Genomic DNA, 16341 nt, shown 5'->3' on the forward strand with positions numbered 1-16341 from the left:
TCAGACACTCCCGCCATCTGGCTGCAGGTTCTCATACGCCAGCACCCGCTGCAGTTCGCTCAGGCTGGTGATCCCCTGACTGAGCAAGCGGATCCCGGCTTGCTCCAGTGACAGGTTGTCAGCCCGCTCAACCATTGAATCGGGGAGTGCCGCTGCACTTAACGGGCTTGTCTGGCCGGCCGCGCAAGAGACCAGCTCAAAAAGCCCGGTTCTGCCTAAGTAGCCCTGATTACAGTGTTCGCAACCCCGAGGGTTGGCGGCGAACACTGGCGTTGAGGTATCGATGGCCAGTCTCTGGCGCTGGCCGGGCGCTAAGTCGGCTGGTTGCTTACAATGCGGGCACAGGCAGCGAACCAGTCGCTGGGCGATGATCAGACTGAGGGAGGCGCCGAGCTCATAAGGCGCGATCCCCAGATGCTGTAAGCGGTTCAGGGTATCGGCCGCGGAGTTAGTGTGCAGGGTGGAGAGCACCAGGTGTCCTGTCTGCGCAGCGCGGACCGCCATGGTCGCCGTTTCCTGATCCCGGATCTCACCGATCATGATTACATCGGGATCCTGTCGCAGAAAGGTGCGCAGTGCCGTGGCAAAATCCAGCCCGATGGCTGGGTGAATGTGAAGCTGGTTAATGCCCGGGAGTTGAATTTCGACCGGATCTTCCGCGGTACAGATGTTGCGGTGTTCTTGGTTCAGTAAGCTCAGGGCGGCATACAGCGACAGTGTTTTGCCGCTGCCGGTCGGGCCGGTCACCAGGATCAGGCCCTGCGGTTTAGTCAGCGCCTGCTCAAAGACATAGCGCTGGCCGTCGGTATACCCCAGCCTGTGCAGCGCCAGCGGTATATGGTTGCTGTCGAGTAAGCGTAAGACGACTTTTTCTCCCCACTGCGCTGGCAGTGTCGAGACTCGCATGTCGACGGTCAGATCGTGGTTGAGTGGCAGCCTGAAGCGGCCGTCCTGAGGCAGGCGGCGCTCTGCGATGTTGAGTCGGGCCAGTATTTTGAGCCTGGCGGCCAGCCGGGCAGCCAAATCCAACGGGGGAGTGGCATGGATCAGGAGCAGGCCATCGCAGCGAAACCGGATCCGGCACTGTTTCTCTAACGGTTCAATGTGAATATCAGATGCCTGCCGCCGTACTGCATCCAGCAGCAGGTGATTGAGATAACGGCTGACCGGGGCGTCGTCGTTGTCGATGGCTTGTTCGGCTGGCTGAACCTGGGCGGCGGAGAGCTGCGCTATCTCATTGTCGTTGAGGCTGGCGGTGTGCAGCGTGCTGGTGATCGGGTTACCGTAAATCCGCCGGATGGCGTTTTCCAGTTGCCTGAGCGGTAAAATCACCGGTGAAATCTGATAGCCGGAGGCAAAGCGGCATTCGTCCTGACTGCGGGTGTCAAAGGGGTTGGCGATCCCTAAGGTGAGCACATCCTTGTCCAGTGCGAGAGGAAGCACGCAGTGCCTTTCAATCAGCGGCCTGAGGCTCAGTCTTTTACAGACCGACTGGTAATCGTAATGGTGCACATCGTCCATCGGCAGCGCAGCAAGATGGGCCAGTTGCTTGGCCAGATCCCAGTCGCTGAACACCCCAGCACTGATGATTGCCGCGATATCGCTTTGGTGATGATGGCGCATTTCCGCCAGAATAAGTTCAGCTTCAGCCGGATTGATCAGGCTGGATTGCAGTAATGTGTTCACCAGGGCGCTGCTCATCTTACTGCCCCGGACAAAATTGCGAGGGGTTGTCACCGCTGCAGAGGGTCCGCCAGATAATGCCGTGGGAGTTGCTTTGTGGCTGTAGCCGGATTTGCGCATTCGCAGGCAGACTGCCTTTGCGCTGTCCTTCCGGAATATGCGCCACGATGGCCGCGCCGTCAGTAATGGTTGGTGTGGTCCCGGACAGGCTTGCCGTTACGGTTGAGTAAATCTCAAAGCTGTCGCCATTGCTTTTGCTGAAGAGTTGCTTCGCGGGCACACCGTTACTGCCGCTTTGACAGTCGATCAGCTGTGCGGTCCCTGATGTTTGCCCTGTCATCAGGCACAAACTGACCGCAGTTTTCATCGCCGAGGAAGCATGCAGCATCTCAGTGGCATGGGCGCGCTGGGTGTACCCCTGATAAGCCGGCATGGCAAACGCCGCCAGTATGCTGATGATAGCCACCACTATCATCAATTCAATCAATGTAAATCCACTGTACCTGGTCATGATGCTATCCACCTGAAGAACCGATGCGAATAAAAATAAGTCATACTATTCAGATGGATAGCGGTTGATTTTTGTTCCTCGGTGCGATTCAACTCTCTGGCTGTAACAGCCTGTGCTTACAGTGGGTGGCTGGAGGCTGCTCGAAGAAAACGACGTTGGGCAGGCGGCTCAGGGGTGGATTGACCTGAATCAGGCTCATTTGCTCGAATGTGCTCACGGTTCGTAATGGGCATAACTGCTGTGTAATTGCAGTAAATCACTTAAAAACCACTATTTTTGTTGGGTATCTACCAAGACAATACTCAGATCACAGATAATAAATGAGCATAAACGAAAAGATTTACTTTCATCAGTTTGATGAATACGCTCACTCGCTCATAAAAACCATCGCAATAATCATAACAACGAGGTTCCCTCTGAATGTTTGGAATTTTTACTCCCAAAGCGCATCAACCGCTGCTACCGGCAGACAAGGTTGACAGCACCTACAAACGTCTGCGGTGGCAGCTTTTTATTGGAATTTTTTCGGGTATGCAGGTTATTACCTGGTCCGTAAGAATTTTAGTCTGGCGATGCCATACCTGATTGAGCAGGGCTTTAGCCGTGGTGATCTGGGTGTCGCGCTGGCAGCTGTCTCTATCTCCTATGGCCTGTCGAAGTTTCTGATGGGCAGCGTGTCTGACCGCTCCGATCCGCGCTATTTCTTAAGTGCCGGCCTGCTGATGTCGTCGCTGGTGATGTTCTGCTTCGGTTTTATGCCCTGGGCGACGAGCAGCATTACCGCCATGTTTATCCTGCTTTTCCTGAACGGCTGGTTCCAGGGCATGGGCTGGCCAGCGTGCGGCCGGACGATGGTGCACTGGTGGTCCCGGAAAGAGCGGGGTGAAATTGTTTCGGTCTGGAATGTTGCTCACAATGTGGGTGGCGGCCTGATTGGCCCGCTGTTCTTACTGGGATTGTGGGCTTTCCAGGATGACTGGCGCGCTGCTTTTTATGTTCCTGCCTTTTTTGCCGCCCTGGTCGCTGTTTTCATCTGGCTGACGGTACGCGATACTCCGCAGTCATGCGGTCTGCCGGCGATTGAAGAATACAAAAATGATTATCCGGACGATTACGACAAGTCTCATGAAAATGAAATGTCGGCCAAAGAGATTTTCTTCAAGTACGTCTTTTCCAACAAGCTGTTGTGGTCTATCGCGATAGCCAACGCCTTTGTGTACCTGATCCGCTACGGCGTACTCGACTGGGCGCCGGTGTACCTGAAAGAAGCCAAGGAATTTACCGTGGATAAGTCGTCCTGGGCTTATTTCCTGTATGAGTGGGCCGGGATCCCGGGCACCCTGCTGTGCGGCTGGATTTCAGACAAACTGTTCAAAGGGCGCCGTGCACCGGCCGGTATTCTGTTCATGGTCCTGGTGACACTGGCCGTGCTGGTTTACTGGTTCAACCCGGCAGGCAACCCAACAATCGATATGCTGGCACTGATCGCGATCGGTTTCCTGATCTATGGTCCTGTGATGCTGATTGGCCTGTATGCACTTGAACTGGCACCGAAAAAAGCAGCGGGCACGGCAGCGGGTCTGACCGGTCTGTTTGGTTACCTGGGCGGTGCCGTTGCGGCGAATGCGGTGCTGGGTTACACAGTGGATCATTTTGGCTGGGATGGCGGTTTCATCGTGCTGGTGGGCTCTTGTATTGCGTCGATCATTTTCCTGATGTATGCCTTTGTGGGTGAACGCGCACATCATAAGCAAAAAGCACGTGAGCAAGCAATTGCTTAAGGTTTTGCTTTAATTTTCAATATATACGGGCCGTTTCATACAAGTGACGGCCCGTTGTTTTATGGCGTCTGACAAACAAAATATGGATTAAAATATGAAACTGAACGTAATTGGCTTATCAATGGCTGCACTGACTCTTTCTTCAGCAGCATTTGCGGATCCACTGGTGATTGCCCACCGTGGCGCATCAGGTTATCTGCCGGAACACACACTGGAAGCCAAAGCCATGGCTTATGCCATGAAACCTGACTATATCGAGCAAGATGTAGTGATGACCAAAGATGACCAGCTGGTTGTTTTACATGATCATTATCTTGACCGTGTGACGGATGTGGCGGAGCGTTATCCGGACCGTGCCCGTGCCGACGGCCGTTATTACGCGATCGATTTTACCCTGGCTGAAATTCAGGGGCTGCGTCTGACCGAAGGCTTTAATATTGATGAAGACGGCAACAAGGTGGCGGGTTTTCCTGGCCGTTTCCCGCTGTGGAAATCTTCGTTTACTGTGCCGACACTGGCAGAAGAAATTGAGCTGATCCAGGGCCTGAACAGCACGCTGGGTTACAATATCGGTATTTATCCTGAGATCAAAGCCCCCTGGTTCCATCGCCATGAAGGCAAGGATATCTCCAAGGCCTTGCTGAAAGTGCTGAAAGCGTACGGCTACGACAGCAAAGACGACAAAGTCTTTGTACAGTGCTTCGATCCGATTGAACTCAAACGCATCAACGACGAACTGATGCCAGCCATGAAAATGGATCTCAATCTGGTCCAGTTGATGGCCTACACCGACTGGAACGAGACCATGGTGTATCAAGGCAAGGATGCAACGCCGTACAACTATGACTGGATGTTTGAAAAAGACGGCATGGCAAAAGTGGCTCAGTATGCCGATGGCATCGGCCCGTGGAAACCAATGCTGGTGGATGACAAGTCAACCAAAGATAACCTGATCATCCTGCCGCTGATGCAAGAAGCCAAGTCTGCCGGTCTTGTGGTTCACCCCTATACCTTCCGCGCCGATGAAGGCCGTATTGCCCCATACGCAGAGAACTTTGATGACATGCTGGACGTGTTTTATCACAAAGTGAAAGTGGATGGTGTATTCACTGACTTCCCGGATAAAGCGGTGTCTTTCCTCAATCGCGGTTAATCGGAACCCTTGTCTCTACATGAAAAAAGGGAGCGCACTGGCGCTCCCTTTCTGTTCTGAGTGATCTGCGCTTATTGAAAGCGCATTGACAGATCCATGGCACGCACATGCTTGGTCAGTGCGCCGACCGAGATATAATCGACCCCGGTTTCGGCAAACTCACGCAGCGTTTCATCGGTGACATTGCCAGACACTTCCAGCGCGACCTGTCCCTGATTCAAGGCAACCGCTTGGCGCATCATGTCGGTGGTGAAGTTGTCCAGCATCACGATGTCGGCACCGGCATCAATGGCCTGTTTCAGTTCATCCAGGCTTTCGGTTTCCACTTCCACTGGCTTGCCCGGATTGAGCTGTCTGGCGGTCTCAACCGCTTGCTTGATCCCGCCACAGGCAATGATGTGGTTTTCTTTGATAAGATAGGCATCAAACACGCCGATACGGTGGTTAAAACCGCCGCCGCACGCCACGGCGTATTTCAGTGCGTTGCGCAGGCCGGGTATGGTCTTGCGGGTATCGAGCAGACGGGTTGGGGTGCCTGCCAGCAGATCGGCATATTGGGCCACCCGGGTGGCGCAGCCGGATAAGGTCTGGATGAAGTTCATGGCATTGCGCTCACCGGTCAGCAGAATGCGCGACGGGCCTCGCAAGACGCACAGCACCTGATTGGGCTCAACCGGATCACCGTCGCTGACCTGCCACTCTATGCTCACTTCATCGCCTAGCTGACGGAACACCTCGTCGGCCCAGAGCTGACCACAGAACACTCCGGATTCACGGGTAATGATGGTGGCCGTTCCCTGGCTGTCCGCCGGGATCAGGCTGGCCGTAATGTCGCGGGCCGCATCAATCTCGCCGCCCAAATCTTCGCGCAGTGCATCGGCCACATTGCGGCGGATATCTTCGGGAAGCTGCTGGCGCAGGTAGGCCAGGCGAGACTGCGTATCATGTTTTTGTTCCGTAGGGCTCATAACTTATATACCGTGTTAGCTGAGGCTGTCGAAATGAAGCCGATCATACTGTGAGATGCTGGCAAGGGGAAGGCATTCTCGGGTTGAGTGAGAGCGGCGACAGGTTTTATCCTTAGCGTCAGGTCAATCAAGTAAACAGGCAGCAGGCATGAATTTCAGAATTAACGACCAACACTGGCTGGACAATGTGAAACGGGTGCCTTCTCCGTTTTGTGACAGCCGGCAGGATGAAACCGATATCTCATTGCTGGTGATCCATAATATCAGCCTGCCGCCAGGGCAGTTTGGTGGTCCTTATATAGAGCAGCTTTTTACCGGACAGCTGGACCCGAATGGCCACCCTTATTTTCAGGAAATTCATCAGTTGCGGGTCTCTGCGCATTGCCTGATCCGCCGCGATGGCGAAGTGATTCAGTTTGTGCCTTTCAATGCCAGAGCCTGGCATGCCGGTGTCTCTGAGTTTGCCGGCCGAGAGAAATGCAATGATTATTCTGTCGGTATTGAACTGGAAGGCACAGATACCCTGCCTTATACCCCGGCGCAGTATGACGCGCTGCACCAACTCAGCAGCACTTTACTCGCCCGTTATCCGCAACTGTCCCGCGCCCGTATCACCGGCCATGAATTTATCGCGCCCGGCCGCAAGACCGACCCCGGACTGGCCTTTGACTGGCGGTATTATAAAACCGGGTTAAGTGATTAAAAAAATTTGAGCTGTTTTACAAAAAGTGACATTTTTATATGTGACATAAATGTTAATAAATTGGTCTGACCATTAACTTTCTGTGTGAATCTTGTTCGCAACATGCGGGATTCTGGTCTAAAGTTGCGATAATTTTTGGCTTTCATGGCCTGAATTGCGGGGATTTACTGCTCGAACTACCATGACATGAATCAAGTTGTCGGTAGACATCCTCAATTATTTCTGTAAAATTTCTGTATATAGTTAAATTGGTATGACCAATTAACCGGTCGTAGGGTCGAACTGTCAGATAAAAAATTACAAGAAGCAGATTCTAATAAATGACTTATAAGCGTATCCGCCAAGCCAAGCTCTCAGACGTCATAGAGCAAGAACTTGAGCGATTGATCCTGGAGGGGATATGGTCCCCCGGAGACCAACTGCCGCCTGAACGAGAGTTAGCGCGGCAGTTTGACGTTTCGCGACCTTCGGTTCGCGAAGCGATTCAACGCTTAGAAGCCAAACATCTGCTGACCCGTCGTCAGGGCGGCGGCACTTTCGTGTCGGATCAGTTATGGCAGAGTTTTTCTGATCCCCTGCTGGATTTACTGGCAGCCCATCCTGAAACACAACTCGACTTACTCGAATCCCGCCATGCCCTTGAAGGGCTGGCGGCTTACTATGCCGCTCTGCGCGGCAATGAAGACGATTTCGACCGTATCCGCGCCTGTCACAGCCGGATACAGGAAGCCCAGCAACAGGGTGATCTCAAGTCTGAAGCTGCCGCTGTGATGCAGTATCTGATTGCGGTGACCGAATCCGCGCATAATCTGGTACTGCTGCATATCATCCGCAGTCTCGCCCCCTTGCTGGAACAAAACGTATTACAAAACTTTGAACTCCTGAACCGTCGCCCTGAGGTGGTGGAGAAGGTGAGCAAACACCGAGCCGATATTGTGCATGCGATCGTTTCCGGGCAGCCGGAAATGGCGCGTGAAGCATCGCATGCACATTTGGCTTATATCGAGGAAACATTGTTGGATTTAACGCTTGAAGATAGCAGACGTGAACGCTCTCTTCGCAGGATTCAACAACGCAAGGACGGGCTGGATTAATACTTCCCTCATATAAGCCGAGGTCGGTATCAAACAGTCGCGACATTGTTAGGGGCGATAAAACCCTGGTTTTGTAGAATATCAACGAAAGGATAGATCGCATGTCTGAAGTCATGAAGCATGACGTGGACGCACTGGAGACTCAAGAATGGCTAGCAGCCCTGGAGTCCGTCGTTCGTGAAGAAGGTGTAGAACGTGCACAGTACCTGCTGGAGCAAGTGCTGGAAAAAGCGCGTCTGGGTGGAGTAGACATGCCAACGGGCATTACCACTAACTACATCAATACCATTCCTGCAGCACAAGAGCCTGCGTATCCTGGTGATACCACGCTGGAACGTCGTATCCGTGCCATTATCCGCTGGAACGCGGTAATGATCGTACTGCGTGCCTCTAAGAAAGATCTGGAACTGGGTGGCCACATGGCTTCTTTCCAGTCTTCTGCGGCTTTCTACGAAGTGTGCTTTAACCACTTCTTCCGTGCAGCGAACGAAACAGACGGCGGCGATCTGGTGTACTACCAGGGCCACATCTCTCCGGGTATCTACGCGCGTGCCTTCGTTGAAGGTCGTCTGACTGAAGAGCAGCTGGATAACTTCCGTCAGGAAGTAGACGGCAAAGGTCTGTCTTCATACCCGCACCCTAAACTGATGCCTGAATTCTGGCAGTTCCCGACCGTATCTATGGGTCTGGGTCCAATCGCCTCTATCTATCAGGCGCGTTTCCTGAAGTACCTGCACGGCCGTGGTATGAAAGATACCTCTGCCCAGCGCGTCTACGCCTTCCTGGGCGATGGCGAGATGGATGAGCCAGAATCACGTGGTGCGATTTCTTTCGCCGCCCGTGAGAAACTGGACAACCTGTGCTTCCTGGTGAACTGTAACCTGCAGCGTCTGGACGGCCCGGTCATGGGTAACGGCAGCATCATCCAGGAACTGGAAGGTCTGTTCAAAGGTGCAGGCTGGAACGTGGTTAAAGTGATCTGGGGTAACAACTGGGATTCTCTGCTGGCAAAAGACACCACAGGTAAACTGCTGCAGCTGATGAACGAAACCATCGACGGTGACTACCAGACGTTCAAATCCAAAGACGGCGCTTACGTGCGTGAGCACTTCTTCGGTAAATACCCAGAGACAGCAGCCCTGGTTGCTGACATGACTGACGACGAAATCTTCGCGCTCAAGCGTGGCGGTCACGAGTCATCAAAACTGTACGCGGCATTCAAAAACGCGCAAGACACCAAAGGCAAGCCAACGGTTATCCTGGCCAAAACCGTGAAAGGTTACGGCATGGGTGAAGCGGCCGAAGGTAAGAACATTGCGCACCAGGTGAAGAAAATGGACATGACTCATGTTCTGCACCTGCGTGATCGCCTGGGTCTGCAAGATCTGGTGTCTGAAGATGACGTGAAGAACCTGCCTTACCTGAAACTGGAAGAAGGTTCAAAAGAGCACGAATACCTGCACGCACGCCGTAAAGCGCTGCACGGTTACACGCCTAAGCGTCTGCCGAACTTCACCCAAGAGTTCATCACACCTGAGCTGGAAGAGTTCAAGCCACTGCTGGAAGAGCAGAAGCGTGATATCTCAACCACTATGGGCTTTGTGCGTGCACTGAACGTGCTGCTGAAGAACAAGAACATTGGTAAGAACATCGTTCCTATCATTGCTGACGAAGCCCGTACTTTCGGTATGGAAGGCCTGTTCCGTCAAATCGGTATCTACAACCCAAGCGGTCAGACTTATACCCCTGAAGACCGTGGCGTTGTGTCTTACTACAAAGAAGACACCGCAGGTCAGGTACTGCAGGAAGGGATTAACGAGCTGGGCGCTATGTCTTCGTGGGTAGCTGCGGCGACCTCGTACAGCACCAACGACCTGCCAATGATTCCGTTCTACATCTACTACTCTATGTTCGGCTTCCAGCGTGTGGGCGACATGGCGTGGATGGCGGGTGACCAGCAAGCACGTGGCTTCCTGCTGGGTGCAACAGCCGGTCGTACCACCCTGAACGGTGAAGGTCTGCAGCACGAAGATGGTCACAGCCACATTCTGGCGAACACCATCCCGAACTGTATCTCTTACGATCCGACGTTTGCGTACGAAGTGGCCGTTATCATGCAAGACGGTATCCGTCGCATGTATGGCGATCAGGAAAACGTGTTCTACTACCTGACGCTGATGAACGAAAACTACGCAATGCCAGCGATGCCGGAAGGCGCTGAAGAAGGTATCCGTAAGGGTATCTACAAGCTGGAAACTTACGCGGGCGATAAAGCGAAAGTTCAGCTGATGAGCTCTGGCACCATCATGAACGAAGTACGTAAAGCAGCTCAAATCCTGAGCGACGATTACGGCATCGCGTCTGACGTATTCTCTGTAACCTCATTCAACGAACTGGCCCGCGACGGTCAGGACGCAGAGCGTTACAACATGCTGCATCCTGAAGCAGAGCAGAAAGTCTCTTACATCGCGGAAGTGATGGGAACTGAACCTGCCATTGCAGCCACTGACTACATGAAGAACTATGCGGATCAGGTGCGTGCCTTCATCCCGGCTGAATCTTATAAAGTGCTGGGTACTGATGGCTTTGGCCGTTCTGACAGCCGTGAGAACCTGCGTCGTCACTTCGAAGTGAACGCTGGCTACGTGGTTGTTGCAGCTCTGAACGAGCTGGCCAAGCGTGGTGATGTTGAGAAATCTGTTGTTGCGGAAGCAATCAAGAAATTCAACATCGATGCCGACAAGATCAACCCGCTATTCGCGTAAGAGGCAATAAATAATGGCAATCGAAATTAATGTACCTGACATCGGTGCTGATGAGGTTGAGGTTACTGAAATCCTGGTCAGCGTTGGCGACAAGGTGGAAGAAGAGCAATCTCTGATCACGGTTGAAGGCGACAAGGCTTCCATGGAAGTACCGGCTTCTCAGGCGGGTATCGTCAAAGAAATCAAAGTAGCGGAAGGCGACAAAGTGTCTACCGGCTCTTTGATCATGATCTTTGAAGCGGAGGGTGCAGCAGCGGCTGCACCAGCTCCGGCCGCAGAAGCTGCGCCTGCCGCAGCACCTGCAGCACCAGCGGCGGCTGAACTGAAAGAAGTTCACGTGCCGGATATCGGTGGCGACGAAGTTGAAGTCACTGAAATCATGGTGGCCGTTGGCGACAGCGTTGACGAAGAGCAGTCTCTGATCACGGTTGAAGGCGATAAGGCTTCGATGGAAGTACCTGCGCCATTCGCCGGTACGGTGAAAGAAATCAAGATCGCATCCGGTGACAAAGTGTCGACCGGTTCTCTGATCATGGTCTTCGAAGTGGCAGGTTCTGGTGCAGCAGCACCGGCGCCAGCGGCTGAAGCGGCTCCTGCGCCGGCAGCAGCACCAGCCGCGGCGGCTGACAAAGAAGTGAACGTACCGGATATCGGTGGCGACGAAGTTGAAGTCACTGAAATCATGGTTGCCGTTGGCGACATGGTGGAAGAAGAGCAATCGCTGATCACTGTGGAAGGCGACAAGGCTTCAATGGAAGTGCCTGCACCATTCGCGGGTAAAGTGAAAGAAATCAAGATCGCGAGCGGCGACAAAGTGTCGACCGGCTCTCTGATCATGGTGTTCGAAGTTGCCGGTGCAGCCCCAGCGGCAGCGCCTCAGGCAGCAGCACCAGCGCCTGCAGCAGCACCTGCCGCAGCACCGGCTGCGAAAGCAGAAGCACCAGCAGCGGGCGGTGATTTCGTTGAAAACAACGAATACGCACACGCGTCTCCGGTGGTGCGTCGTCTGGCGCGTGAATTCGGCGTGAACCTGGCGAAAGTGAAAGGGACCGGCCGGAAGAACCGCGTTCTGAAAGAAGACGTTCAGAGCTATGTGAAAGACGCGCTGAAACGCCTGGAATCGGGTGCGGCTGCGTCTGCATCCGGTAAAGGTGACGGTGCGGCACTGGGTCTGCTGCCTTGGCCGAAAGTGGACTTCAGCAAGTTCGGCGAAACCGAAGTGAAGCCGCTGTCTCGCATCAAGAAGATCTCTGGCGCCAACCTGCACCGTAACTGGGTGATGATCCCGCATGTGACTCAGTGGGATGACGCAGACATCACAGCGCTGGAAGCTTTCCGTAAAGAGCAGAACGCGATCGAAGCGAAGAAAGACACCGGCATGAAGATCACCCCGCTGGTGTTCATCATGAAAGCTGTTGCCAAGTCTCTGGAAGCCTTCCCGGCGTTCAACTCTTCTCTGTCTGATGACGGTGAGAGCCTGATCCTGAAGAAATACGTCAACATCGGTATCGCGGTTGATACACCAAACGGTCTGGTTGTGCCTGTGTTCAAAGACGTGAACAAGAAAGGCATCTACGAGCTGTCTGATGAGCTGATGGTAGTTTCTAAGAAAGCCCGTGCCGGTAAACTGACGGCGGCGGACATGCAGGGCGGCTGCTTCACTATCTCAAGCCTGGGTGGCCTGGGTGGTACGGCGTTCACCCCAATCGTGAATGCGCCTGAAGTGGGCATCCTGGGTGTGTCTAAGTCTGAGATGAAACCAGTATGGAACGGCAAGGACTTTGAACCTCGCCTGATGCTGCCATTGTCACTGTCTTACGATCACCGCGTGATCGACGGTGCTGAAGGCGCACGCTTCATTACTTACCTGAACGGCATGCTGTCCGACATTCGTCGCCTGGTGCTGTAAAAGGTGTGACCCGAGATTCCTTGCCCGTATGAACGGGCAAGGAATTGTTGCCTGGCTCACAGGGAATGCCATTTTCCTTTTCAGGGTGATAACAGGTCTGTAAACTGTTGCGCGGTCTGAAAATAAAAAAATAACGCATTCTGCCTTACAGCCAGTTAGGGATAGATGACTTACAACGAGGTCAATAATGAGTAAAGAAATTAAAGCCCAGGTCGTAGTTCTAGGCTCAGGTCCTGCCGGTTACTCTGCCGCTTTCCGTTGCGCAGACTTAGGTCTGGAAACGGTTCTGATTGAAAAATACAGCACGCTGGGTGGTGTGTGTCTGAACGTGGGTTGTATCCCATCGAAAGCACTGCTGCACGTGGCGAAAGTCATCGAAGAAGCCAAAGCCATGGCCGAGCACGGCGTGGTCTTCGGTGAGCCGCAAACCGATATCAACAAGATCCGCATCTGGAAAGACAAAGTCATCAACCAACTGACCGGTGGTCTGGGGGGTATGGCGAAAATGCGTAAAGTGACTGTTGTGAACGGTTACGGTAAATTTACCGATCCGAACACCATCGTTGTCGAAGGCGAAGAAGCCACGACAGTGAAATTTGACAACGCGATTATCGCTGCTGGTTCTCGTCCGATTGAACTGCCTTTCATCCCGCATGAAGACCCACGCATCTGGGACTCCACAGACGCGCTGGAACTGAAAGAAGTCCCAGAAAAACTGCTGGTCATGGGTGGCGGTATCATTGGTCTGGAAATGGGAACTGTGTATGACGCACTGGGCTCTCAGATCGATGTGGTTGAAATGTTTGACCAGGTGATCCCTGCAGCAGACAAAGACATCATCAAAGTCTTCACCAAGCGTATCAGCAAGAAGTTCAACCTGATGCTGGAAACCAAAGTCACTGCGGTTGAAGCGAAGGAAGACGGTATCTACGTCTCAATGGAAGGCAAGAAAGCACCAGCTGAGCCTGTTCGTTATGATGCGGTACTGGTAGCGATCGGCCGTACACCAAACGGTAAGCTGATCGACGCTGACAAAGCCGGCGTTGCCGTTGATGAGCGTGGCTTCATCAACACTGACAAGCAAATGCGTACCAACGTACCACACATCTTCGCCATTGGTGACGTTGTGGGTCAGCCAATGCTGGCACACAAAGGTGTGCACGAAGGCCACGTGGCCGCAGAAGTGATTGCCGGTAAGAAGCACTACTTCGATCCGAAAGTGATTCCTTCCATTGCGTACACTGAGCCAGAAGTTGCCTGGGTTGGTAAGACTGAGAAAGAAGCGAAAGCAGAAGGCATCAACTACGAAGTTGCGACTTTCCCATGGGCCGCTTCTGGCCGTGCGATCGCGTCTGATTGTGCCGACGGTATGACCAAGATGATCTTCGACAAAGACACCAACCGCGTGATCGGTGGTGCGATTGTGGGGACCAACGGTGGCGAACTGCTGGGCGAAATCGGTCTGGCGATCGAGATGGGTTGTGATGCAGAAGACATCGCACTGACCATCCACGCGCACCCGACGCTGCACGAGTCTGTGGGTCTGGCTGCGGAAGTGTATGAAGGTTCGATCACTGACCTGCCAAACGCGAAAGCGAAGAAGAAAAAGTAAGCCTTTTACTTTTTCGGACTGCATGAAAAAAGCGCCCTTGAGGCGCTTTTTTACGTTCTGAGCCAGAGGAAAGGCCTTCGTTGCTCCCTGAAAAAAAGGGGGAGGGACGAAAGCGTTTGAGTTTCAAGGACAGGTTCGTGCTTTTGTTCCTCCCCCGCAAGGCGGGGAGGTCAGGAGGGGGCAGCGCATCATACCTGAAGGCGCTGCCGGGTCTGATTACTGCTTAAAGCTGCTGACCATACGCTCCAGACGGAGCGATAAAGCGTGCAGATTCTGACTGGACGCGACCATCTCATTGGCCGTGTCTGAAGTACGCTGGGTATTCTCGTTGATATCTTCGATATTGATATTGATGTCAGACACAACCGTGGATTGCTCCTCGGTTGCCGTGGCGACCTGAGTGTTCAGATCGGAAATCTGCAGAATCTGCTCGTTGATGAGCAGCAGTGCCTTGGTGGCATCATCCGCGGCCTGGGTGCCAGCTTCGGTTAATTGCTGGCTGTTCTGCATGGCCTGCACGGCGTTTTGCGCTTCCTGCTGCAGGCGGTTAATCATGGTCTGGATTTCATCGGTTGAGGCCGCGGTGCGGCTGGCCAGATTACGGACCTCGTCGGCGACCACGGCAAATCCCCGTCCTTGCTCACCTGCTCGCGCTGCTTCAATGGCCGCATTGAGTGCCAGCAGGTTGGTTTGCTCGGAGACGCCACGAATCACTTCCAGAATACCGCCAATGGCGACTGTGTTGTCTGCCAGGGTCGCGACCACTTTCGCCATGTTGTGCATATCGCCGGCCAGCTGTTCAATGCTGTCCTGCGCGCTCAGAACCACCTGCTGACCATTGCTGGTGGCCGAGGTGGCCTGTGAAGCAGATTCCGCCGCATAAGCCGCATTGCCGGCAATTTCATTGACAGTGGCCCCCATCTGGTTAATGGCTGTGACCACCTGCAGGGTGCGATCGCGTTGATTCTGGCTGTGATCCAGTGTGGCTTGCGCCTGGGCAGAGACTTGCTCGGCGGCCACTCTGAGCTCTGTGCCCGTGGCAGCCACGTCGATAACCAGTGCATGGATCTTGCCGGCAAAGGCGTTGAAACCATTCGCCAGTTCGGCAATTTCGTCCTTGCCTGACACCGGAATTCGTCGGCTCAGGTCGCCATCACCGTCGCCCAGCTCGCGGAAGGTATCGGCGGCCTGGCGGATCGGCCGGGTGATGGTCTGGCTCAGGTACACTGCCAGTGCAATGAATGCCAGCGTGGTCAGAACAGCCAGAAGCATCACATGATTGCGGGTTTCATTTAACTGGGCAAACACTTCCTGTTCAGGCACCTGAGCAATCACGAACCAGTCCATCGCCGGAATATAGCTGGAAGCCAGCAACAGCTTCTGGCCCTGATAATGGGCGGTAAACAGATTGAAAGGGCTCTTTTCCAGTAACACCCGGCTGTCGGAACCAAAGCGATCGGTAAACGGCGTTTTCTCCGGGTTGCGGTTTTTCGGATCAAGCTGCACCACGCCGCGTGCATCCGTCAGGACCACAAAGCCGGTTTGCTCCAGTTTGAATTGCGAGAGCAGATTCGCCATATCATTGAATGAGCGGGAAAAGCCGGACATCCCTGTGCCGTTCAGTTGCTGGTAATTGACGAAAAGCTTCAGCTCGCCGTTCGCTTCCCTGAACACCTGGGTCATTCTTGACGTGTTGCTGTCACGGAAGCCGTAGAACCAGCTATCCTGAGTGCGATTCAGGCGGCGCAAAAAGCCGTTCTGGTTCCAGTAATCCCCGGTTTCCCGGTTGGCAATTGACGCATCGTTCAGGCCATACTGGCGCTTGAGGCTGTTGAGCTGGTCAATCAGCTGCTGTTCATCGGCGGCACTGACCGGCTGCGCCAGCAGATTCAGTATGGCCGTATTGTTCGCCAGTTGTTCAGTGGCGTTTTGCAGCAGCCTGACTTCTGATTCCACTTGCCCGCTGAAATGAGCCAGCCGGGTCGGCAGTTCATTGCTGAGCAGGCGCGACTGAATGATGTCCTGCGAGGTACTGAGACTGAGGTAACTGACTAATGCGCTGGAGGCAATGACGGCTATGCTCATTGCCAGTGTAAGTTTTTGCCTGATGGAAAGCTGCTTGAGATTCATGCATCAATTCTCTGTTGCTACCGGGGTTTCTG

General features: G+C 53.7%; 10 protein-coding genes and 1 pseudogene. 7 read left to right on the plus strand and 4 right to left on the minus strand.

The features are described from left to right. Nucleotides 1-1701 carry a GspE/PulE family protein gene (locus P4S53_RS11425; RefSeq protein WP_337112779.1) on the minus strand — a complete coding sequence of 567 codons (1701 nt, stop codon included), beginning with the start codon at nt 1699-1701 and terminating at the stop codon, nt 1-3. Between the two features lies 1 nt (nt 1702). Next, nucleotides 1703-2194, minus strand: a complete 492-nt coding sequence (locus P4S53_RS11430) for a pilin (RefSeq protein ID WP_337112780.1) — start codon at nt 2192-2194, stop codon at nt 1703-1705. A 420-nt stretch (nt 2195-2614) separates the two neighbouring features. Between P4S53_RS11430 and glpT the strand changes: the two are divergent. Together glpT and glpQ are read left to right on the plus strand one after the other, a co-directional pair. Next, a pseudogene (gene glpT, locus P4S53_RS11435) lies at nt 2615-3975 on the plus strand (glycerol-3-phosphate transporter). A gap of 94 nt (nt 3976-4069) precedes the next feature. After that, nucleotides 4070-5128, plus strand: coding sequence for a glycerophosphodiester phosphodiesterase (glpQ, locus tag P4S53_RS11440; protein ID WP_337112781.1), 1059 nt, complete (start codon nt 4070-4072; stop codon nt 5126-5128). Nucleotides 5129-5199: 71 nt separating this feature from the next. On the opposite strand, the gene nadC is transcribed toward glpQ, so the two are convergent. Then, the gene (gene nadC, locus P4S53_RS11445; protein ID WP_337112782.1) at nt 5200-6096 is read right to left on the minus strand and encodes a carboxylating nicotinate-nucleotide diphosphorylase; all 897 of its coding nucleotides are present in this window, start codon (nt 6094-6096) and stop codon (nt 5200-5202) included. A 148-nt stretch (nt 6097-6244) separates the two neighbouring features. On the opposite strand from nadC, the gene ampD reads away from it, so the two are divergent. The 5 genes from ampD (at nt 6245) to lpdA (ending at nt 14179) form a co-directional block, all read left to right on the plus strand. Beyond that, a complete protein-coding gene (gene ampD / locus P4S53_RS11450) occupies nt 6245-6799 on the plus strand; it encodes a 1,6-anhydro-N-acetylmuramyl-L-alanine amidase AmpD (protein WP_337112783.1) in 555 nt (184 codons plus the stop codon). A gap of 320 nt (nt 6800-7119) precedes the next feature. Beyond that, on the plus strand, nt 7120-7893 hold the full coding sequence (pdhR, locus tag P4S53_RS11455; protein ID WP_027253657.1) for a pyruvate dehydrogenase complex transcriptional repressor PdhR: 774 nt from the start codon (nt 7120-7122) through the stop codon (nt 7891-7893). 101 nt (nt 7894-7994) lie between these two features. Then, nucleotides 7995-10658 carry a pyruvate dehydrogenase (acetyl-transferring), homodimeric type gene (gene aceE / locus P4S53_RS11460; RefSeq protein ID WP_337112784.1) on the plus strand — a complete coding sequence of 888 codons (2664 nt, stop codon included), beginning with the start codon at nt 7995-7997 and terminating at the stop codon, nt 10656-10658. A gap of 13 nt (nt 10659-10671) precedes the next feature. Continuing rightward, the gene (aceF, locus tag P4S53_RS11465; protein ID WP_337112785.1) at nt 10672-12567 is read left to right on the plus strand and encodes a pyruvate dehydrogenase complex dihydrolipoyllysine-residue acetyltransferase; all 1896 of its coding nucleotides are present in this window, start codon (nt 10672-10674) and stop codon (nt 12565-12567) included. 187 nt (nt 12568-12754) lie between these two features. Further along, on the plus strand, nt 12755-14179 hold the full coding sequence (gene lpdA / locus P4S53_RS11470) for a dihydrolipoyl dehydrogenase (protein WP_337112786.1): 1425 nt from the start codon (nt 12755-12757) through the stop codon (nt 14177-14179). A gap of 216 nt (nt 14180-14395) precedes the next feature. Here the strand turns inward: lpdA and P4S53_RS11475 are convergent, their stop codons facing one another. Then, complete coding sequence (locus tag P4S53_RS11475) at nt 14396-16309, minus strand: methyl-accepting chemotaxis protein (RefSeq protein ID WP_337112787.1); 1914 nt, start codon at nt 16307-16309, stop codon at nt 14396-14398. Nucleotides 16310-16341 lie beyond the last annotated feature (32 nt).

It is taken from the genome of Photobacterium sp. Hal280, from assembly GCF_037162255.1.
Lineage (GTDB): Bacteria > Pseudomonadota > Gammaproteobacteria > Enterobacterales > Vibrionaceae > Photobacterium.

What these genes read in the sequence shown, in the direction of transcription:
- aceE (WP_337112784.1), top strand. Translation starts at nt 7,995, where the DNA reads ATGTCTGAAGTCATGAAGCATGACGTGGACGCACTGGAGACTCAAGAA.
- pdhR (WP_027253657.1), top strand. Translation starts at nt 7,120, where the DNA reads ATGACTTATAAGCGTATCCGCCAAGCCAAGCTCTCAGACGTCATAGAG.
- P4S53_RS11425 (WP_337112779.1), bottom strand. Translation starts at nt 1,701, where the DNA reads ATGAGCAGCGCCCTGGTGAACACATTACTGCAATCCAGCCTGATCAAT.
- aceF (WP_337112785.1), top strand. Translation starts at nt 10,672, where the DNA reads ATGGCAATCGAAATTAATGTACCTGACATCGGTGCTGATGAGGTTGAG.
- nadC (WP_337112782.1), bottom strand. Translation starts at nt 6,096, where the DNA reads ATGAGCCCTACGGAACAAAAACATGATACGCAGTCTCGCCTGGCCTAC.
- P4S53_RS11430 (WP_337112780.1), bottom strand. Translation starts at nt 2,194, where the DNA reads ATGACCAGGTACAGTGGATTTACATTGATTGAATTGATGATAGTGGTG.
- P4S53_RS11475 (WP_337112787.1), bottom strand. Translation starts at nt 16,309, where the DNA reads ATGAATCTCAAGCAGCTTTCCATCAGGCAAAAACTTACACTGGCAATG.
- glpQ (WP_337112781.1), top strand. Translation starts at nt 4,070, where the DNA reads ATGAAACTGAACGTAATTGGCTTATCAATGGCTGCACTGACTCTTTCT.
- ampD (WP_337112783.1), top strand. Translation starts at nt 6,245, where the DNA reads ATGAATTTCAGAATTAACGACCAACACTGGCTGGACAATGTGAAACGG.
- lpdA (WP_337112786.1), top strand. Translation starts at nt 12,755, where the DNA reads ATGAGTAAAGAAATTAAAGCCCAGGTCGTAGTTCTAGGCTCAGGTCCT.